Raw genomic sequence first — 18,819 nt, forward strand, 5'->3', positions numbered from 1 at the left:
GGGGTCAGCCCGGTTCGGGTGCTTCCTGGGGTGTGACAACGAGCCCATTCTACGTCAGGGCGAAGGTCGCGCCGCCTGCTCGGATATGGTCCTGCGCAAGGCTTGATATCGCATCAATGGCGCCGCGCACACCGTCTTGCCAGGAATGGCCGTGAATGGCCGTCAGACGCGTCTGTAATATGTCTTTGCGCAGATCGTCGATCTGCCTCCCGATGGTGCTGGCGAGTTCTTGTTGGGATTTGGGGCAGGATGTCAGGTCCGCTTCGTTGGCCCACCAGATCATCCTTTGATAGAGCTGTGCAACAAATGCAGGATCATTGGCGCGCAGTGTGATCAGGTCATACGAACCTTGCTTGAATGCCGCGATGTCGATGTTCGGGACGTTGAGGTCCCATGTTTTGAAAGCTGTTTCATAGAAGGTGAAATGGGCGGCTGCGCCAGTTTCGTTGGCAGTACGCAGCGCGGCTTTCCGTGCTTCGACTTCCAGGCTGCTTTCGTCACCGAACCAGCGTGGCAACATCATTAATGCATGTGCCTTGTGGCCGCCAATAAGGGCGCGTTCATCGCGACGGGGTCAAACCGGTCGAGCAGCCAGCGTGCTTTGGCAAAGCGGGCATTCATCCCAAACCAGCCGTCTTCACTCACATACGCCGCCTAATCTACTCCCCGGTCGCACCACCCTTGATGGCAGCGCGCCGCGGCGGCGAGGGCAAGAAGAGGGTAGCTGTCAGAGTGCAGGGCAGCCCGCGTTTCCAGCATATCCGCAACTTCATCTGATATGTCGCAGATTGGGACCGGGTGGCAGGTGTGACCTTCATAGACACCACGTGCAATGAACCGGAGCGCTGTGTCGGTGGTAATTATCGCATGGGGATGACCAGCCTCGCATTTCGTGCGGCTTTGGTCCCAGTCCATCAGTTTGTTGGACAATGCCAACCAATTGTCCGCTTCAATCAGTTCGCAAACCTCTTTCTGGATCAACTTTTTGGTTTCCAGCGACGGCGTGGTGATCAATTGTTTGATGTCAGCCGTTTTCGATGCGCTTTTTCGTTGAGAGACACAAAGTTCAACCCGCTGAACAGACCCAGACAGAATCTTTTGATCAGTCCGAAGTTAAGGACGACCAACACCAGAACAATCAGAAAGCCCAGCGGCAACATAAGCAAATTGTGGAATGCCTTGGCGATTGTCTTCATTTGAAAAAACGCTGTTTGACTGCGTTCGTATTCATCTTGCGTCCGAATTTCGTCCAAAATATGGACGGGTCATGCTTCGCGAGACAATGGAACGTAGACCTCGCCGGTCGCCACGGCGTGAAGGTCGCGTAAGATGGATTTAAATCCATCCTACGCCCTGTCGCCCTAGGGCAGGTATTCCGTTGGATCGACGCTGTTCAATCCGCGCCGTACTTCGAAATGCAGAAATGACGGGTTGCCGGCGCGCACCTTGCCGATGGCCTGGCCCTGGCTGACGCTGTCATTCTTGGACACTGCGATATTGTCGATATTGGTGTAGACTGTCAGCAATCCGTCATTATGCTTGATCACCACAATCGACACGCCGCTTGTGTTGTTGGTGACCGCCGCCACGGTCCCACGATCAGCCGCTTTGACATCCGTGCCAGCAGGCGCGCCGATATCAATCCCTTCATTCGTTCCGGGCGCATAGGCCCGAATGATGCTGCCCTCAACCGGGCGGTTGAACCGTGCGCCGCTTGCCGCAGGTGCGGGCGTGCCAAGATCCGGCGCCGCGGGGGTGGCAGAGGTTGGTAGCGGTGCTGCAGGCGTTTCATCCGGCAGCGGTGCAGCCGCACTTGGAGGGACGGGCGTCAGGGTGCCTTCGCCTGGCGCTGTGACCGGCTGGGCCACGGGCGTTGCGGTTGGCGCCCCGTCACCTTGCGGGATCAGCAGGAACTGCCCCTCGCGAACGGTGAATTCGGAATCCAGCCCGTTCCATTCAGCAATGCTGCTGACAGGTACCCCGTAAAGGCGCGACAGCGCAAACACGGTTTCACCGCGCATCACCTGATGCCGGATCGGTTCGCGCCCGGTTTGCGGCGCCGGGGCAGCGGGAGCCGCAGCAGGCGTTGCAGGATCAAGCGGCGTTGTTGTCACGGGGGCCGCATCTGCCCGGTCAAGCGCGCTGGTGGCGACCGCAGAGACATCCAGCGGCTGAATTGGCCCATCACTGGAGGCGCCTGTGGCAACCGATGGTTCAGGCACCCGACTGGGCAGGGCCACAATCTCGTCCCGGCGCAGCACTACGTCGGGATCAATGCCGTTATAGGCTGCCAGCTCGTTGGCATCGAGCCCAAGCCGGATCGCAATCCCGCGAATGGTGTCATCGCGTTGTGCGACCACGACCTGATAATTTGGATAAGAGATGACGCCGCGATCATCCGGGCGCGGCCTGTTTGGCAGGTCCTGCACTGATCGGCTTGTGTCAAATCCGTTGCCCAGATCGCGCAGATCAAAATCGAGGGGTTCGTTACACGCCCCCAATGCAGCCAGGGCCACACCTGCCATCCACACATGTCGTGCTGTCGTCCGTTGTTGACGCATCATACCGCTCCTCTTGCCTAAGGTCGCCCCTTGTTGCCGGGGTCGTACCATATTTTGTGCCTATTTAGTCCTGTCCGAGCCCTTCTAGCAAGGGGACAAAACGCACGGGGCGCAATTCATCGTAATCATAACCGGTCTCGTGGCGGGTAACGCGGATCAAGCTTTGCACCGTATCTGACTGACCTACCGGCAAAACCATGATCCCGCCGACACGCAATTGGGCCAGAAGCGGGCCGGGCGGGTCTTCGGCGGCGGCGGTCAGCAAAATGCGGTCAAAAGGGGCCTGTTCGGCAAATCCATGGCTGCCATCTGCGGTGAAGGTGGTGATATTTGTGATGTCCTGCGCCTCGAAAATCGCTCTTGCAGTATGCACAAGGCTGCGAAACCGGTCGACAGTATAGACCCGGCGGGCGAGCTTGCTGAGGATGGCGGCCTGATAGCCAGAGCCTGTGCCGATTTCCAGCACCTTGTCGCGCTTATTGACCTGCAGGGCCTGCGTCATCAGCCCGACTACAGATGGCTGGCTGATTGTTTGTCCGCAAGCGATGGGCAGGGGCATGTCCTCGTAAGCCCGTTCGGCAAACACACCTTTGACAAAGGCGGCCCGGTCGATCTGTTCCATCGCGGTCAGCACCCGGGCATCGGTGACGCCCTTGCTGCGCAGCGCGTAGAGGAATTGCATCTTGGTGGGCGCGTCAAAGGTCACGGCAGCAGATCTTCCAACGTGGCGACCATTTCGTAATCGGTCAGATCCGCCCGCATCGGCGTGATCGAGATATAGCCATCGAGATTGGCGGCTGCATCCGTCCCCGGTGCCGTGGGTTCATGTTGCGGGCCGCCACGGACCCACAGAAATTTCCGCCCCGTGGGTGATGTCTGGGCTTCGGCCCGGAACCTTGTGTTCAGCCGGAACCCCTGCGTGGTGGCGGCCATGCCTTTGACATCCGCGCCGCGGACGGGCGGGAAATTCACGTTGTAGAACAGTTTGTAGTTCTCATCATCCCACAGACTGTCATTCAAAAGCGCCTTTACGGTTGCGGCCCCGTGCATGGTCGCCGCTTCAAAAGGGTCTTCCAAGTCTTTGTTATCAGGTCCATAAAACTGCGATAGAGCAATAGACTTAACACCTTGAAGCGCGGCTTCCATCGCCGCACCGATTGTGCCGGAATAGAGCGTATTTTCAGCAGCATTGTTGCCGCGATTGACGCCGGACAAGACCAAATCAGGTGGCGTTCCGTCCAGCACATCATAGAGCCCGGCAATCACGCAATCCGCGGGCGACCCTTCTGCTGCAAAGCGCCGCTTGCCCAATTGGGCAATCATTGTGGGGTGGGTGTAGCTGATGCAATGCCCAACGCCCGACTGCTCAAAGGCGGGGGCGACTGTCCAAACCTCGCCATCGGGCCCGGCCACCTCATGCGCTATTTCGTTCAGCACCTGCAAGCCGGGTGCATTGATACCGTCGTCATTTGTGATGAGGATGCGCATGAAAGGTCCTTTGGCTCTTGCAGAACTCCTATGCGAGCGGGCCTGACGCGGCAAGCATGCCGCAAGGACGGATGGGATGTTGTGGCATACCGTAGAATGTGCGCAACGGTTTGCCGCCCGATTGCCAGTACGTCCGGTGTCACAAGCGGCTAGCGCGCTGCAAGCGGTTGTGTTCCATCAATCACCAGATCGGCCTGCTTTGCGGGCAGTTCCGCCGCGACATAGGCGTCTTCTTCGGCCATCCAGCCTTGCCACATGGGCCATGCATCTGCGCCATCGCGCGCCAGCCCGCGGGCCAATCGGATGGCGCGCGGGGTCTCGACGTAGATTTTGTAAGCAAGCGCGGGTCGAAAGAGCTGTCTGATCGCGCTGACACCTTCGATGATCACTGTGCCGCCTGCCGGGACGGTGATCCAATTCGCCAGCGTCCGGCTGTGCCAGTCATAGCGTTGATAGCGGGCGGGCTGGTTGGCCTGAAATGGCCCAATCACCTGGGCCATAAAGCGATCATGCCATTCTAACGGGCAATCCCAGGCGGCAAAATCATCGGTTGGGATCACGCGCGCGCCAATGTCCTGCGCCAATTGGCGGGCAAGCGTTGATTTGCCCGAGCCGCCACAACCATCAATGCCGATCAGTTTGGTGTGCATCCCGTCGGGCAGCGGCGCGGCAGCAATTGCGTCGCAAATATTGTGGCACGTGACCTTAGGCAAGAATGTCGCGCAAATGCCGCGCGGCTTCATCAGCAGGGTCTGTCAGCCCGCTGCGATCTTCGCCCGGAAAGAACCGCGCGCGGGTTGCTGTCGGCATCGGGGCAGGGGTCAGCACCTCAACACGCGGTCCGGTTTTCTGGGTCTCGGCTGCCCAACTACGGGCCAGGGCGATTTGCGCGGCCTTCGACGCCCCATATGCGCCAAAGAAGCGTTCGCCGGCGCGCGGGTCGTCAAAGAAAACCGCCTTGCCATCGGCACCCAACAGGGGGGCTACGTAGGTCATCAGGCGGGAGGTCGCCTCGACATTGACGGCGATGGATTTGGACAGGTCCTTGGCGCCGATATGCCCGATGGGTGACAGCGGGGCGGCATGGATCGCGGTATGTGCCCACAGATCAAGCTTGCCCCAGCGGTCAAAGATGCTGCGGCAAAGCTGCTGCATGGCCGCGTCGATGGTGATATCCATCGGGGCCAGGGTCGCTTGCCCGCCCAATGACTTGATCGCGTCGTCAAGTTCTTCAAGGGCGCCGACGGTCTTGCCCACGGCGATAATATGATGGGTCGGTGCAAGGGCCTTGGCCAGTGCCGCGCCCAGGCCGCGCGAGGCGCCGGTGATCAGTGCTGTCTTTGTCATAAGGGCGGTCATGTGACGAACAGACCGCGAGGTCAAGACTAGGGGGCATCCGCATTTATCAAACTACCCCAGCGCGAGACAGATTTTGCTTTTGTCAAGGCGTCTGGGGCGCCGAAGTGCGGGTACTTTCAGCGCCAGACAACGCAGGACAGAGCAAAATCTGCCGCGCCCCGTTGGGGTTTCGCCAAAATTGCCCATTTCTGCGTTATTTGATCTTGAAGTAGCCAGCTACTCCTGCGCTCAAATGCCTTGAACTGAGCAATTTTGGACGGAAACTGGGGTGGTTTGATAAATGCGGATGCCCCTAGCCTTGCGGCAAACCCATTTGGCGGGTCGCCCCCCAGCGGTCGGTGATGGTGACATAGGTCTCGGCGATGGCGACAACCTTGACGCCAAAGATGGTGTCGCCCTCGCCAACGCGTGCGATCTGCCCGCTGCCAGAGCGGAGCAGGGCCGCCAGCCCGTCATGTGCTTTCATCAACCCGATGACCGAAAGACTGCGCAGATTGATGGCCTGCGCGATCGTCGCTTTGTCGGCCACATGGGCCGGTGTTTGTTCTGACATATTGAGATACCGCATCGATTTGTTTTGCGGCGTCTTGCCAAAGAATTGTGGCGGAATACAGGCGTCCGACCTCACGTCAGCTGCGCAATTATGCCGCATTCGGCGGAACTTTGCCCGTCAGTCGGCGGCGTCAGGTGTCGCGATCAATGTGCCGTCTTCCTTGTAGACGGGGGCGGTCAGCGGCTTTTCCAGCAGGGGCAGGACGTTTTCCGATGGCCGGCACAGGGCGACCCCTTTGGGGGTGCAGACGATGGGCCGGTTTACAAGGATCGGATGGCGCAGCATGGCCTCAAGCAAGGTCGCATCAGTGACGTCGGGATCCATCAGCCCCAGCCGTTCGGCGGGCGATTTGGATGTGCGCAGGGCGGTCGCCGGGGTCAGATCGGCGGCGGCAAACAAGGCCAGCAATTGGGGCTCCGTCCACCCGGTTTGCAGATACTCGATGACGGTCGGCTCGGTCCCCGACGCGCGGATGATGGCCAGAACATTGCGCGATGTGCCGCAATCGGGATTGTGGAAAATAACTGTTGCCATGGTCGTCTACTCTGCGGCTGTTTTGGCCTGAAAGCCCTGTTCGATCATATCAGAGGGGGCCACCGGATATTCCCCCGAGAAACACGCATCGCAATATGCCGGGCTGGTCTTGTCGCGGCCCTTGCTTTCGCCCACAGCCCGGTAGAGACCATCCAGCGTGATAAAGCGCAGGCTGTCGACACCCAGATGGGTACACATCTCTTCTTCGGACATGGTCGCGGCCAGCAGTTTCTCGCGTTGCGGCGTGTCCACACCGTAAAAACACGGCCACGCTGTAGGTGGAGAGGCGATGCGGAAATGGACCTCTTTGGCGCCCGCATCAAGGATCATTTCCTTGATCTTTTGACTGGTTGTGCCGCGCACGACGCTGTCATCCACAAGAATGACACGCTTGCCTTTGATCAGCGCCCGATTGACGTTCAGTTTCAGGCGCACACCCATGTTGCGGATCTGCTCGGTCGGCTCGATGAAGGTCCGGCCCATGTAGTTGTTGCGGATGATGCCCATCGCGTAAGGAATGCCTGATTGCAGCGAATAGCCGATTGCTGCTGGCGTGCCGCTATCTGGCACAGGGCAGACCAGGTCTGCCTCGACCGCGGCTTCCTTGGCCAGCTCGCGGCCGATATTCTCGCGGGTTTCATAGACGGACCGGCCGCCAAGGATACTGTCGGGGCGGCTGAAATAGACATGCTCGAAGATACAAAAACGCGACTTTGCAGGGCGGAAGGGGAAATGGCTTTCCACGCCTTTTTCGGTCACGACAACCATCTCGCCCGGGGCGATTTCGCGGATGAATTCAGCGCCAATGATATCCAGCGCGCAGGTTTCTGATGCCAGCGCCCAGCCATCCCCGACCCGGCCCAGCACCAGCGGCCGCACGCCCAACGGATCGCGGCAGCCGATCAGTTTGGTCCGGGTCATGGCCACAACGGAAAACGCGCCCTCGACCTTGCGCAGGGCTTCTTCCATCCGGTCGGGGATATTGCGGCCCATCGACCGGGCCATCAGGTGAATGATGCATTCACTGTCCGACGAACTTTGGAAAATTGACCCGCGTTCGATCAGTTCACGGCGCAACTGCAGCGCATTGGTGATATTGCCGTTATGGGCAATGGCCGCACCACCCATCGAGAATTCGCCAAAGAACGGCTGCACATCGCGCATCGCCGTCTGGCCCTTGTTCCCGGCGGTGGAATAGCGCACATGGCCGATCCCGATTGTCCCGGGCAACAGTTCCATGGTTTCGGCGCTGGTGAAATTGTCGCGCACAAGACCCATGCGCCGGGCCTGATTGAAACCGGTATCGGGATGATGGGTGACGATGCCGCCCGCCTCCTGACCCCGATGCTGCAGGGCGTGAAGCCCAAGTGCGACGAAATTCGCGGCATCTGTCACGCCGACAACACCAAAGACGCCGCATTCCTCCTTCAGTTTGTCATCATCGAAGGGGTGGGCAAGAGGCATGGCGGCGGACAAAAGGCAGCTCCGAATCCTTGGGGCAGGGATGCGTTTGTCTTAGTCGGTCTGAGCCGCACTGTCACGAAACGATCACGTCTGCGGGGCAGGGAAAGACTGATCGCCCAAAAGACGATCAGTCGTGATCCTTCTGACCTCTTATCAGCCGTCAGACAGCGGCCCCTCAGCTGCAGGGTCAATGGGCGCGCCGCATGTGCCGACAAGCTGTTGATACTGCTCTGTGATCCAGCCAAGCGCCTGTTCGGGGTTCTGATCCTCGATCTGCCCGGTCAGTTGCGCAAAGACCCGCGCTGACCGGCTGTCATCAATCATCGCAATCTGTTGGGTCGCAAAGACCGTATCATAGACAAAGAAGGCCACGGCGATCAGCAGGATGCCCCGCAGGACGCCGAAAAAGAAGCCAAGCGCCTGATCCACGCCACCAAGGGCCGACCGTTGGACCACGCTTGCAAAAAGCGGGGTGAAAATCGACACAACCACCAAGGCCAGCGCGAAAACTGCCGCAAAGGCCGCGATGATGGCCAATTCACAGCTGTCACCGATGAAATCGCCGACAACTGGGATTTGCCGCACCAGTGGCTCAACCTGATCCGCAAAGATGAACGCAATGATCGTGGCACCGATCCAGCCCAGAATTGCCATCGCCTCGCGGACAAGTCCGCGGCTATAGGCCAGCACCCCCGAAAGTAGGATGATAACGCCGACACCTGCGTCAACCAGTGTGAAACCTTCCATGGTCCGTCTCCTGCCTCGCGCTACCTTGCGCCAAATAACTCTTCAACAAATCCCGCCAGATCGGACGCATTGCGCAGCGACAGGCCGGCCGCACCGGGCTGTTTGGCCTGTTGCGGTATGATCGCCGTGGTAAAACCAAGTTTCTGGGCTTCTTTCAATCTATTTTCGGTCTGAACCACCGGACGCAGCGCGCCCGACAGGCTGATTTCCCCGAAAACCACCGCCTCGGCGGGCAAGGCGGCGTCTTCCCGCGCAGAGACGAGGGCCGCGGCAACCGCAAGGTCCGCGCCCGGCTCCGAGATGCGCAATCCCCCTGCTACGTTGAGATATACGTCCAATCCGGTGAAGGGCACGCCGCAGCGGGATTCGAGGACGGCAAGGATCATGGCAAGCCTGCCGCCATCCCAACCGACCACACTGCGCCGGGGTTGGCTGTGTGGCGAAGGTGCCACAAGTGCCTGTATCTCGCACAGCATCGGCCGTGACCCTTCGATCCCCGCAAAGACAACCGATCCCGGGGCAGGGGTGCCGCGTTCGGACAGGAACAGGGCCGAGGGATTCTTGACCTCGGCGAGCCCCTTGCCGGTCATTTCGAACACACCGATTTCGTCGGCGGGGCCGAAACGGTTCTTGACCGATCGCAGGATGCGGAACTGATGCCCACGCTCGCCTTCGAAATAAAGGACGGTATCAACCATATGTTCGACAACGCGCGGGCCGGCGATGGCCCCTTCCTTTGTCACATGCCCGACCATGACCACGGCCATGCCGTTGCGTTTGGCAAAGGTGGTCAGTTCATGCGCAGAGGACCGGACCTGGCTGACGCTGCCAGGGGCCGAATCCACCGTATCCGCCCACATGGTCTGGATCGAATCGATGATGGCCAGATCGGGCTTTTCCGTCTCCAGCGTGGTCAGGATGTCGCGCAGGTTGGTTTCGGCGGCCAGCAGTACCGGGCTTTTTTCCAGCCCCAGTCGGCGGGCGCGCATCTGCACCTGTGCGTTTGATTCCTCGCCCGAGATGTAGATGACCTTCAGGCCGTTCCGGGCGAACCGGGCTGCGGCCTGCAACAGCAATGTGGATTTGCCGATGCCCGGATCACCGCCCACCAGCAGGGCGGATGCCTTGACCAGCCCGCCGCCCAGTACGCGGTCCAGCTCGCCCACCCCGGCCTCTGTTCGTGGTGATTCGGCCTCTTGGGTATCAAGGTCGGTCAGCGGGATGGTTTTGCCCCGCACGGCCCCCAGCGTCTTGCCTTTCGGCCCAGATGACAGGGCCTTGCTTTCGGTGATCGTGTTCCACGCCTGGCAGGCGTCACATTGTCCGGACCATTTGCGAAATGAGGCGCCGCATTCAGAGCAGGAAAAGGAAAGATCTTTGGCCATGTTCACCTTTTGGACTGAAACGGGCCCAACGGCAATGCGTCACTGTTGGTCTGTCGGCGCGGGCCCCTCCGCCTGCGTGCGGGGGGTCAGGGCCGAAATAAGGATCGACGCGAGGATACAGGCCGTAAACATGTAAAGACCCCAGGCGGTTTCGACCCGGCCAACGCCGACGCCCTTGGCCACAACGATATAAAGCGCGATCAGGAACACATCGGCCATGGCCAGTTTGCCCAGCCATGACAGGGCGGGCAGGGTCTTGTCCTTGAGCAGGTTGAAATGCACCAGCGCCAGCCCGATGGTTTTCAGATAGGGCGCAAAAAGCGCAAATGCGGTCACCAGCAGGGCCAAGGCCACATCGCTTTTCCAAAGGCTTTGCATGCCCGATATCACGCTGATCTCACTTAGCCCGAAAAGCGGCAAAATACCGGCCCGCATCAGCGGCGCGAACCAGGCAATGGGAAACAGGATCAGCAAGGACAGGTTGGCAATGCGCAGAATGTTAAACAAGGGAAATTCCAAAAATCGTTTGCCCGCAAATGGGGATGCAGGCTGGCAATTGCAACTGTGCTATTTGCCGTAAGTGCGCTTGTGGTAACGGGCGCCAAGTTGGGTCAGGACCTCGTAACCGATTGTTTTGCCGACATTTGCCAGATCATCAATGCTTTGCTGTTGGCCGATCAGGGTCAGTTTTTCCGGCGTGTCGGCAAGGTCGGTGATGTCAACGGTCAGCAGGTCCATCGACACCCGACCCACCAGTTTGCAGGGCTGATTGCCATGAAACAGCGTGACCTTGTCCGACAGGATCCGGAAAATCCCATCCGCATACCCGCCCGAGATAGTTGCAACGCGCGACGGACGGGCGGCCTGCCATGTATTGCCATAGCCGACAACCTCGCCCTCGGCCACGTCGCGGACCTGAATGACCGGAAGGTCCAGTTCGACAACCGGGTTTGCGTTCGTAAATGGATGCCCGCCATACAGCCCGATGCCCGGCCGGGTCAGGTCAAAATGATAATCCGGACCCAGCAGAATGCCGCCCGTTGCCGCCAGCGACCGGGGCGAATGGATCCCGTCTGTCATCTTGCGGAAATTCTCAAGCTGATGCGGGTTCATCGGATGATCCGGTTCATCCGCACAGGCCAGATGGCTCATGACCAGCGTCGGGTTCTGCCCCAGCACCAGTTCGGCCACTGCCGCCCATTCCTGTGCCTCCATCCCCAGCCGGTTCATGCCGGTATCCAGCTGGATGCCGAAAGGATGGCCCGGCAGTGCCTCGAAATGGGTGGTTACCTGATCGAGCGAATTCAGCATGGGCGTCAGCCGCAAATCGCGGATCAGGTCGGTGTCGCCTTTCATATGGCCCGAAAATACCGAGATATCCGGCTTGTCCCCCAACGCCTCGCGCAGTGGGATTGCCTCTTCGGCGACGGCCACAAAGAAGTTGCGCGCGCCCGCGCGAAACAGCGCCTTGGCCACATTCGCGGCCCCCAGACCATAGCCATTGGCCTTTACCACAGCCGCAGTCTTGCACTGCGTCATATCGTCCAGCGCCCGCCAGTTGGCGACCACCGCATCCAGATCTATTGTCAGACGTCCCGTACTCATGCGGGTCTTTTGGCAGGGGCGGGTCGACACGGCAAGAGGCGAAACGCCTGTCAGGTCGGATGGGCAAAACTGGACATATCCGCGTAAGAATATGCGACCAATGCCATAGTGTTGCCGCCATTGTTGGCTTAATGAAAACAAAACGCGCGTTATGAGGTCGATCATGGGGATCATCAAGAAAGTCGTCACACAGTTGGAAACGCCACGCGACCAGCGGCCGCTGGGCAGTGGGTGGCTGTCGGGGGCGCTGGCGTTGCTGGCATCGCTGGCGGGGCTACTGCTTGTTCTGATCCGCTGGTTCCCCGAGACATTCTCCTATCCCGAGATCGCGTTTATTCAGGAAAGCGGCGTCGTGACCGCATTTTTGCGGTTCACCTTGCTGGCCGGGTATGCGTTGTCGCTGCTCAGCTTGATCCTGAGCGCGCGCAAATCCCTTGGCTGGACGGCACTGGGCCTGTCGGTGATTGCATCGCTGATGGCGACCACACAGCCCCAGATCGGGGGTGGGCCGCCACAAAGCCTGTATTTCGGGTTGGACTATTTCATCATCAACGTTCTGGTCGTGGGCTTTCTTTTTGTCCCGCTCGAACGGTTTTTCCCTGCCAGACCAGAGCAGACAGTGTTCCGCGCCGAATGGCAGGAGGACATGTTCTATTATCTTGTCAGTTCAATGCTGGTGCAGATTTTGGGCTTTATCACGCTGGCACCGGCCAACTACGTCAATGCGCAAATCCCGCTGGACGACATGCGTATCTATATCACAACCCTGCCATTTCTTGTGCAGGTCCTGATCATCATGGCAGCCACTGATTTCGTTCAATATTGGGTGCATCGGGCCTTTCACACGTTTCCGGTTCTGTGGCGCTTTCATTCGATCCACCATTCGACCAAAAAGATGGACTGGCTCGCCGGTGCCCGGATGCATTTTGCCGAGATCGCGATTTTGCGCAGTCTGACAGCACTGCCGATGTTCACGCTGGGCTTCAAGCCAGAGGCAATCCAGGCCTATCTGCTGGTTGTCTATTTCTATTCCAGCTTTATCCACGCGAATATCGGCTGGAAATTCGGCTTTATCGAACGGTTCTTTGTAACCCCGCGTTTCCACCATTGGCATCACGGGTCAGACCGGGCGGCGATTGATATCAATTATGCCAGCCACTTCCCCATCTATGACTGGCTTTTCGGCACGCATCACCTGCCGGAAAAAGAGTGGCCCGAAGCCTACGGGGTGATCGGGGACACGGTGCCGAAGGGATATTGGCGCCAGTTTCTGCATCCGTTTTTGAAACCGAAACCGAAAGAACCGGCAGAGTAGCGGGCCGACATCGCCCGCTAGGCGGCCTTTGATGGCCCTTCGTCAGGCCGATCAAGGATGGTTTCGATTTCATTCATCTGGTCCTGCGTCAGCGGCCCGTGCGCAAGCGCGCCACACAGGTCGTTGACCTGTGCGGGGGTGCGGAAACCGGGGATCGGCATCGCATTGGGCGTCCGCGCCCAAAGCCAGGCAAGGGCACCTTGGGCAAGGGTGCGCCCGTTTGCGGTAAGAATATCGCGCGTGTCGTTGATCTGGCCGAGATAGGTTTCGGCGATCCTGCCATCCTTGAAATAGTCCTGCCATCCCGGGTTGCTGCCCCGGATCTCGTCAGTGCCGAATTGCGTCTTGGCGTCGTATTTCCCGCCTAGCACCCCCATGGCAAGGGGGGAACGGATTAGCGCGAGCAGGTTCAGATTTTCGACGGCCGCAACCATGTTGCTTGCTGGCTTCAGCACGTTCGCGGCATGTTCCACCGCAGTGAAACCGGGGTGATCGGCGAAGGCGGCGGCACTTTCGGGGAGGTCCGTGGACCAGCCATAGGCCCCGATGATGCCATCCTCGTAAAGTTCGGCGAGCATGTCGAAAGCTGGCCTCGCGTCATCGACGGGCAATTCGTTGTTGTGGTGCAGGACCAGATCAATCCGGTCCCGCCCCAGTCGTTTGCGCGAGGCATCAATGGTCTGCCGGATGGTTTCGGGGGCATTGATCGGGCCGGTTAATTGCCTGGTCTCGCTGTTGATGCCAAGGCCGATCTTGGTGGCGATGGCAATGTCGGGATGGTTTCTCAGCGCATCACCCAGCACAATTTCAGAATGCCCGCAGCCATAGGCCTGGGCCGTGTCGAAATGGGCAATACCGTGGTCCAGTGCTACGGCAATCGCGGCTTTGGAGGTGGCATCGTCAACGTCGCCCCAACCAACGGCGCGCCCTTCCATGGTGAAAGGGCCGCCGATGGCCCAGCAACCAAGGCCAAGGGTGGGTTTTGCAGGAATGTGTTTGAAATCAGCCATTTGTGACCTCCAATGATGTGCGGTAAAGCGAGATTTTGTGGTCGAGGAAATGCTTGCAGGCTTCCAGTTCGGCTTGCCGATGCGCCAATGTGACGGCGTGCTGTTCAAGCAGGGCAAGCCGCTGGGCGCGCTCTTGCGGGTCGTCACTGTCGGGCGCGTGGGCCGAGACCGCAAAACGTTTGACATTATCAAGCGGCATCCCGGTGGCGCGCAGCCGTTCCAGCGTGGTCAGCCAATCAATGTCGTCACTGCTGAACACCCGCCAACCGCGCGCGTCGCGCCTGATCGGGGCGAGCATGCCGGATTTCTCATAGAAACGGATCGTATCCTGGGTCAGGCCCGAGCGGGCGGATGCTTCGTTGATTCGCATGGATTTTCCTCCGATGGCTGATGGGGTAGCCTATTGGAGTGACTCCAGGTCAAGCGGGTTTTTGTGGGTTGGTTACGGTCAGGGCGCGCGACCGCAACGCCCTTGGTGCCTTTGCGTCGCGGTGAGGGCGGTACCCTATCACCCAGGGCTGAAGGCCAGTTCGACGACGGCGATATGCCTAGAATTGGGGATCTTCACCCTGTTGCCATGGTTTCACAAGGTTCCCAAAGCGGGTGAATTGGCCTTCAAACGATAGCTCGACCGTGCCGATGGGGCCGTGACGCTGCTTGCCGATCACAACTTCGGCCTTGCCGTGCAGGCGCTCCATCTCTTCTTGCCAGGCGGCCATCTTTTCCATCTCGTGATCGCCGGGTTTTTCGCGCTCTTTATAATATTCCTCGCGGAACACGAACATGACCACATCCGCATCCTGCTCGATTGATCCGGATTCGCGCAGGTCGGACAATTGCGGGCGCTTGTCTTCGCGGGATTCGACCTGACGTGATAGCTGTGACAGGGCGACAACCGGAATATTCAGTTCCTTCGCAATCGCTTTCAGCCCCATTGTGATTTCCGAGATTTCGTTGACCCGGTTTTCGGATCGGCCCGTGCCGCGCACCAGCTGCAAATAGTCCACCATCAGCACGTCCAGACCATGGGTCCGTTTCAGCCGCCGGGCGCGGGCGGCAAGCTGTGCGATTGGCAAGGCAGGCGTGTCGTCAATATAGAGCGGGCAAGCCTCTAGCGACTTGGCCGCATCGACGAACCGGCGAAACTCTGCCTCGGTCATGTCACCGCGCCGGATCTGTTCGGACGGCACCTCGGATGCCTCCGACAGGATACGCGCCGCAAGCTGTTCTGCCGACATCTCAAGGCTGTAAAAGCCGACAACGCCGCCATTCACCGCACCTTCGCTGCCATCGGGCAGGGTGCCTTTCTTGTAGGCCTTGGCAATGTTGAAGGCGATATTGGTGGCCAGAGAGGTTTTGCCCATCGACGGCCGACCCGCAAGGATCAAGAGGTCGGATTTGTGCAGGCCGCCCAGTTTCTTGTCCATATCGACCAGACCGGTAGAGACACCCGCAAGTCCCCCATCACGCTGATAGGCGGCGTTGGCCACATTCACCGCGTCGGTGACGGCCCGCAGGAAAGATTGAAACCCCTGTTCGGTCGTGCCCTGTTCGGCCAGCGCATAAAGGGCTTGTTCGGCCTCGACAATTTGTTCCTTGGGCTCGCTTTCCACGTCTACCTTGGCGGCCTTGTCCGAGATATTGCGCCCGACCTGGATCAGCTCGCGCCGCACGGACAGATCATAAATCATCTGGGCATAATCGCGCGCGGCAAAGGCAGAAATCGCGGCGCCGGCAAGCCGGGCCAGATAGGCCGGGCCGCCAAGCTCTTTGAGCCCATCATCATCTTCGAGAAAGGTTTTCAATGTCACCGGGCTGGCAAGCGCGTTTTTGGCGATCCGCTGGGCGGCAACATCAAAAATACGGGCATGCACCGGGTCATAGAAATGTTTGGGGCCGACGATGGATGCGACACGGTCGAACACGTCATTATTGGTCAGGATCGCGCCCAGCAATTGCTGTTCGGCCTCGATAGAGTGGGGCATCAGATCGGCGGCAGCTTCTTCGACGCCGGTTGCATTGAATGCAGTAATTTCGTTCATCACCCTACCTCACTTGTCCCGCGTGCCTCTTAACAGGTGTCCCGCAGGCGCGACCATCGGGAAATGATGGTGGATAGGCGGCGGGATAAACGTGTGGACAGTTTTTCCTGAGCCTACCGTCTACCACAGTTTGTGGTTTTGACCAAAGGCAACACCAGATCAGCCTAGCCCTACCGATTCTGCCGGCGATTTGTGCACAGAGCTGTGTGTAAGTTTTTTGGCCGGATGGTTAAGCTGGCTGCCAGCCTGCGGGGTCGTTCAAATAGGCCTCGACCGCTGCCAGGGTCTCGGCGTCATAGGCATTTTGCGCCTTTGCCTCGGCCAACACATCCCACCATGTGCACAGGTGGATCAGCTTGACGCCGTGATCGGCGAGGTTTTCGTGCACACCCGCAAAGATGTCATAGAAAAAGATCACGGCCGTGGCGTTACAAGTCGCACCTGTTTCACGGATCGCATCCACAAATGACAGCTTTGATCCGCCATCTGTGGTCAGATCCTCAACCAGCAAAACCCGCTGGCCTTCGGTCATGACGCCTTCGATCCGGGCGTTGCGTCCGTAGCCTTTGGGCTTTTTCCGAACATAGGTCATGGGCAGCGCCATGCGTTCGGCAACAAAGGCGGAAAACGGGATGCCGGCCGTCTCACCACCGGCAATATTGTCAAATGCCTCAAACCCGGCCTCACGCATGATCGTGACGGTCAGGAAATCCATCAACACCGCCCTGATCCGGGGAAATGAGACCAGTTTGCGGCAATCCACATAGGTGGGGGCCTTTTTGCCCGATGCATGTGTGAACGGGTCGCGTGCGTTGAAATCTATCGCGCCGATTTCGATCAACATGCGGGCGCTGAGCCGGGCCATTTCTTCTTTGGTGGGGAATGCTGTCGGGATCATGGCGCGGACCTAATTATTGCGTCGTGGAAAAGAGGGGCGCGTCAGGGGATGACACGCCAGTGAAGATCAAAGCCCGGATCAAAAACCGTCACAGGACCATCATCCGTTGCGATATGGTCGGGATAGACCACCGGGTCACCCTTTTGCAGGGTCACCGTTGCCTCGTTGGGGGGCAGCCCGTAATAGAGCGGCCCGTTGAGGGATGTGAACGCCTCGAGCTTTTTCAGTTTTCCTGCGGCCTCAAACACTTCTGCCAGGCAGGACAGGGTGTTGGTCGCGGTGAAACAGCCCGCACAGCCGCAGGGCTGCAGCTTGGCGGGGTCCGTGTGCGGTGCGCTGTCTGTCCCAAGGAAAAACCGTTTGTCGCCGGATATGGCTGCTTGCACAAGGGCCACGCGATGGGTTTCGCGCTTGGCGACGGGCAGGCAGTAATAGTGCGGCTTGATCCCGCCTGCCAGAATATGGTTGCGGTTGATGATCAGGTGATGGGTCGTGATCGTGGCAGCCAGGTTCTTATGGGTGTCGCGCACATAGTCGACGGCCTGCTGCGTTGTCACATGCTCCATCACGATTTTCAGGTCGGGCACCTTTTTCCGCAGTGGTTTCAGGACCTTGTCGATAAACACGGCCTCGCGGTCGAAAATGTCAATATCGGGGTCGGTCACCTCGCCATGAACGCAAAGCGGCATGCCGATATCGGCCATTGTTTCCAGCACCGGGCGGACCTTGTCGAAATCCGTGACCCCCGAGGCCGAGTTTGTGGTCGCGCCGGCAGGATAGAGTTTCACCGCCGTGGCGATCCCCTTTTCATGCGCCATGGCCACATCTGCGGGATCCGTATCCTCGGTCAGATACAAGGTCATCAGCGGGGTGAAATCCATCTCGGCGGGCAGGGCGGCCATGATCCGGTCACGGTAGTCATTGGCCTGACTTGCAGTCACAACCGGCGGCACCAGATTGGGCATGATAATAGCGCGCGCAAAATGCCGGGCCGTTTCGGGCAGAACCGCCTTCAACATGGCCCCGTCGCGCAGGTGCAGATGCCAGTCATCGGGCCGGCGCAGTTTCAGCGTGGTGATCTCTTTTTCGCTCATAGGTGTCGATTACACCCTTCGTCGGGCGGTGACCATAGGTGTAAGGCGTCAGATGACGTTGACCATTGTCCCCAGCGGCAAGCTGATGTCAGAAAAGCAGGCAATGGGGCTGTGACCTGCGGCAGACCTACAAGACGCTGTCCAGTGAGGCGGGACTGACAAAGACCGACGTGATGATCCTGATGAACCATGCCGACGGCGACGTGAACGACGGCTATGTGACGCGCAACAAGATCGCCGAGGACTACCTGCGCGGCCAACAAGAGACCATGAGCCGATACTTGATGGCGGCCTGCAACCGGGGATAAGTCTCTGTTCTATTTATGGAAAAATCTAACCCCTCTTTACCGGGCCGCTGCGCTCCGGTAACGTCCGCACTTTCGACCATGTATCCGCGTCGGCTGACTGGGACGTGCCGCATGTGGGGAGCGCCCGGTTACGCAGGGGCGCGGGGTAATCCAGTGGGCGTAAAGCGCCAAGGCCCTGTCACTCAACCGGCTGCCAAGGCGAGGCAGTCCCGAGTGATGGGACTGAACATGACCCCAGAAATAGATGACATTGTCCAACTTGTCGTTGCCCGCGTACGCGATGAACTGGTGACACCTGAATGGCTGAGACCCGGCCAAGCCGCATCCTACTGTGGCCTGACGGCTCGCGGGCTTGAAGGCCTTCGATACACCCCGGCCCTCGTGCAAGCGCATTGCGAAATACTCTTAGCGGTCACTTGGACACAACCAGTATAGGGCTGCGTCAACTCCCGGGAG

Annotated in this window: 21 protein-coding genes; 2 read left to right on the forward strand and 19 right to left on the reverse strand. The window is 59.2% G+C overall.

The annotated features are described in order from the left end of the window. Nucleotides 1-49 precede the first annotated feature (49 nt). From AABB31_RS02115 to alr, 14 genes are all read right to left on the reverse strand, one after another. On the reverse strand, nt 50-523 hold the full coding sequence (locus AABB31_RS02115) for a hypothetical protein (protein ID WP_342076062.1): 474 nt from the start codon (nt 521-523) through the stop codon (nt 50-52). A gap of 131 nt (nt 524-654) precedes the next feature. Beyond that, entirely contained in the window at nt 655-1,014 is a 360-nt protein-coding gene (locus AABB31_RS02120; protein WP_342076060.1) for a hypothetical protein, read from the reverse strand. A 347-nt stretch (nt 1,015-1,361) separates the two neighbouring features. After that, on the reverse strand, nt 1,362-2,561 hold the full coding sequence (locus tag AABB31_RS02125; protein ID WP_342078908.1) for a peptidoglycan DD-metalloendopeptidase family protein: 1,200 nt from the start codon (nt 2,559-2,561) through the stop codon (nt 1,362-1,364). A gap of 64 nt (nt 2,562-2,625) precedes the next feature. Next, the gene (locus AABB31_RS02130) at nt 2,626-3,267 is read right to left on the reverse strand and encodes a protein-L-isoaspartate(D-aspartate) O-methyltransferase (RefSeq protein ID WP_373635354.1); all 642 of its coding nucleotides are present in this window, start codon (nt 3,265-3,267) and stop codon (nt 2,626-2,628) included. Beyond that, nucleotides 3,264-4,049 carry a 5'/3'-nucleotidase SurE gene (gene surE / locus AABB31_RS02135; protein ID WP_342076058.1) on the reverse strand — a complete coding sequence of 262 codons (786 nt, stop codon included), beginning with the start codon at nt 4,047-4,049 and terminating at the stop codon, nt 3,264-3,266. Before surE ends, AABB31_RS02130 begins: the two co-directional genes overlap by 4 nt. A 149-nt stretch (nt 4,050-4,198) precedes the next feature. Beyond that, a complete protein-coding gene (locus AABB31_RS02140) occupies nt 4,199-4,762 on the reverse strand; it encodes an AAA family ATPase (RefSeq protein WP_342076057.1) in 564 nt (187 codons plus the stop codon). Next, on the reverse strand, nt 4,755-5,396 hold the full coding sequence (locus AABB31_RS02145) for an SDR family NAD(P)-dependent oxidoreductase (protein WP_342076056.1): 642 nt from the start codon (nt 5,394-5,396) through the stop codon (nt 4,755-4,757). Before AABB31_RS02145 ends, AABB31_RS02140 begins: the two co-directional genes overlap by 8 nt. 304 nt (nt 5,397-5,700) lie before the next feature. Beyond that, nucleotides 5,701-5,976, reverse strand: a complete 276-nt coding sequence (locus AABB31_RS02150; RefSeq protein ID WP_342076055.1) for a hypothetical protein — start codon at nt 5,974-5,976, stop codon at nt 5,701-5,703. A gap of 102 nt (nt 5,977-6,078) precedes the next feature. Continuing rightward, nucleotides 6,079-6,495 carry an arsenate reductase (glutaredoxin) gene (arsC, locus tag AABB31_RS02155; protein WP_342076054.1) on the reverse strand — a complete coding sequence of 139 codons (417 nt, stop codon included), beginning with the start codon at nt 6,493-6,495 and terminating at the stop codon, nt 6,079-6,081. Nucleotides 6,496-6,501: 6 nt separating this feature from the next. Continuing rightward, nucleotides 6,502-7,959, reverse strand: a complete 1,458-nt coding sequence (gene purF, locus AABB31_RS02160) for an amidophosphoribosyltransferase (protein WP_342076053.1) — start codon at nt 7,957-7,959, stop codon at nt 6,502-6,504. A 153-nt stretch (nt 7,960-8,112) separates the two neighbouring features. Further along, nucleotides 8,113-8,706, reverse strand: coding sequence for a CvpA family protein (locus AABB31_RS02165; RefSeq protein WP_342076052.1), 594 nt, complete (start codon nt 8,704-8,706; stop codon nt 8,113-8,115). A gap of 20 nt (nt 8,707-8,726) precedes the next feature. After that, nucleotides 8,727-10,091 (reverse strand): DNA repair protein RadA, encoded by a 1,365-nt coding sequence (radA, locus tag AABB31_RS02170; protein ID WP_373635355.1) that lies wholly within the window; start codon nt 10,089-10,091, stop codon nt 8,727-8,729. 39 nt (nt 10,092-10,130) lie between these two features. After that, nucleotides 10,131-10,589: a paraquat-inducible protein A gene (locus tag AABB31_RS02175; protein WP_342078907.1), complete on the reverse strand. Its 459-nt coding sequence runs from the start codon at nt 10,587-10,589 to the stop codon at nt 10,131-10,133. A 69-nt stretch (nt 10,590-10,658) separates the two neighbouring features. Continuing rightward, on the reverse strand, nt 10,659-11,696 hold the full coding sequence (gene alr / locus AABB31_RS02180) for an alanine racemase (RefSeq protein ID WP_342076051.1): 1,038 nt from the start codon (nt 11,694-11,696) through the stop codon (nt 10,659-10,661). A gap of 151 nt (nt 11,697-11,847) precedes the next feature. Here alr and AABB31_RS02185 point away from each other — a divergent pair, with 151 nt between their 5' ends. After that, nucleotides 11,848-13,011 (forward strand): sterol desaturase family protein, encoded by a 1,164-nt coding sequence (locus tag AABB31_RS02185; RefSeq protein WP_342076050.1) that lies wholly within the window; start codon nt 11,848-11,850, stop codon nt 13,009-13,011. A gap of 17 nt (nt 13,012-13,028) precedes the next feature. Here AABB31_RS02185 and AABB31_RS02190 read toward each other — a convergent pair whose 3' ends face one another. From AABB31_RS02190 to pyrC, 5 genes are all read right to left on the reverse strand, one after another. Then, entirely contained in the window at nt 13,029-14,021 is a 993-nt protein-coding gene (locus tag AABB31_RS02190; protein WP_373635356.1) for an aldo/keto reductase, read from the reverse strand. After that, nucleotides 14,014-14,391 (reverse strand): MerR family transcriptional regulator, encoded by a 378-nt coding sequence (locus AABB31_RS02195; protein WP_342076047.1) that lies wholly within the window; start codon nt 14,389-14,391, stop codon nt 14,014-14,016. Before AABB31_RS02195 ends, AABB31_RS02190 begins: the two co-directional genes overlap by 8 nt. Before the next feature lie 178 nt (nt 14,392-14,569). Beyond that, nucleotides 14,570-16,063: a replicative DNA helicase gene (locus AABB31_RS02200; protein ID WP_373635357.1), complete on the reverse strand. Its 1,494-nt coding sequence runs from the start codon at nt 16,061-16,063 to the stop codon at nt 14,570-14,572. 229 nt (nt 16,064-16,292) lie between these two features. Further along, a complete protein-coding gene (locus tag AABB31_RS02205; protein WP_342076046.1) occupies nt 16,293-16,961 on the reverse strand; it encodes an orotate phosphoribosyltransferase in 669 nt (222 codons plus the stop codon). A gap of 41 nt (nt 16,962-17,002) precedes the next feature. Then, on the reverse strand, nt 17,003-18,055 hold the full coding sequence (gene pyrC / locus AABB31_RS02210) for a dihydroorotase (RefSeq protein ID WP_342076045.1): 1,053 nt from the start codon (nt 18,053-18,055) through the stop codon (nt 17,003-17,005). 173 nt (nt 18,056-18,228) lie between these two features. Here pyrC and AABB31_RS02215 point away from each other — a divergent pair, with 173 nt between their 5' ends. After that, a complete protein-coding gene (locus AABB31_RS02215; RefSeq protein WP_342076044.1) occupies nt 18,229-18,363 on the forward strand; it encodes a hypothetical protein in 135 nt (44 codons plus the stop codon). The last annotated feature ends 456 nt before the right edge of the window (nt 18,364-18,819 follow it).

The organism is Yoonia sp. SS1-5 (genome assembly GCF_038443705.2).
Classification (GTDB): Bacteria; Pseudomonadota; Alphaproteobacteria; order Rhodobacterales; family Rhodobacteraceae; genus Yoonia; species Yoonia rhodophyticola.

Excerpts from the sequence above, each read along its gene's own strand:
- pyrC (WP_342076045.1), bottom strand. The coding sequence starts at position 18,055 with ATGAGCGAAAAAGAGATCACCACGCTGAAACTGCGCCGGCCCGATGAC.
- AABB31_RS02200 (WP_373635357.1), bottom strand. The coding sequence starts at position 16,063 with ATGAACGAAATTACTGCATTCAATGCAACCGGCGTCGAAGAAGCTGCC.
- AABB31_RS02215 (WP_342076044.1), top strand. The coding sequence starts at position 18,229 with ATGATCCTGATGAACCATGCCGACGGCGACGTGAACGACGGCTATGTG.
- AABB31_RS02190 (WP_373635356.1), bottom strand. The coding sequence starts at position 14,021 with ATGGCTGATTTCAAACACATTCCTGCAAAACCCACCCTTGGCCTTGGT.
- alr (WP_342076051.1), bottom strand. The coding sequence starts at position 11,696 with ATGAGTACGGGACGTCTGACAATAGATCTGGATGCGGTGGTCGCCAAC.
- radA (WP_373635355.1), bottom strand. The coding sequence starts at position 10,091 with ATGGCCAAAGATCTTTCCTTTTCCTGCTCTGAATGCGGCGCCTCATTT.
- AABB31_RS02125 (WP_342078908.1), bottom strand. The coding sequence starts at position 2,561 with ATGCGTCAACAACGGACGACAGCACGACATGTGTGGATGGCAGGTGTG.
- AABB31_RS02150 (WP_342076055.1), bottom strand. The coding sequence starts at position 5,976 with ATGCGGTATCTCAATATGTCAGAACAAACACCGGCCCATGTGGCCGAC.
- AABB31_RS02195 (WP_342076047.1), bottom strand. The coding sequence starts at position 14,391 with ATGCGAATCAACGAAGCATCCGCCCGCTCGGGCCTGACCCAGGATACG.
- purF (WP_342076053.1), bottom strand. The coding sequence starts at position 7,959 with ATGCCTCTTGCCCACCCCTTCGATGATGACAAACTGAAGGAGGAATGC.
- AABB31_RS02145 (WP_342076056.1), bottom strand. The coding sequence starts at position 5,396 with ATGACAAAGACAGCACTGATCACCGGCGCCTCGCGCGGCCTGGGCGCG.
- arsC (WP_342076054.1), bottom strand. The coding sequence starts at position 6,495 with ATGGCAACAGTTATTTTCCACAATCCCGATTGCGGCACATCGCGCAAT.
- AABB31_RS02205 (WP_342076046.1), bottom strand. The coding sequence starts at position 16,961 with ATGATCCCGACAGCATTCCCCACCAAAGAAGAAATGGCCCGGCTCAGC.
- surE (WP_342076058.1), bottom strand. The coding sequence starts at position 4,049 with ATGCGCATCCTCATCACAAATGACGACGGTATCAATGCACCCGGCTTG.
- AABB31_RS02115 (WP_342076062.1), bottom strand. The coding sequence starts at position 523 with ATGATGTTGCCACGCTGGTTCGGTGACGAAAGCAGCCTGGAAGTCGAA.
- AABB31_RS02185 (WP_342076050.1), top strand. The coding sequence starts at position 11,848 with ATGAGGTCGATCATGGGGATCATCAAGAAAGTCGTCACACAGTTGGAA.
- AABB31_RS02165 (WP_342076052.1), bottom strand. The coding sequence starts at position 8,706 with ATGGAAGGTTTCACACTGGTTGACGCAGGTGTCGGCGTTATCATCCTA.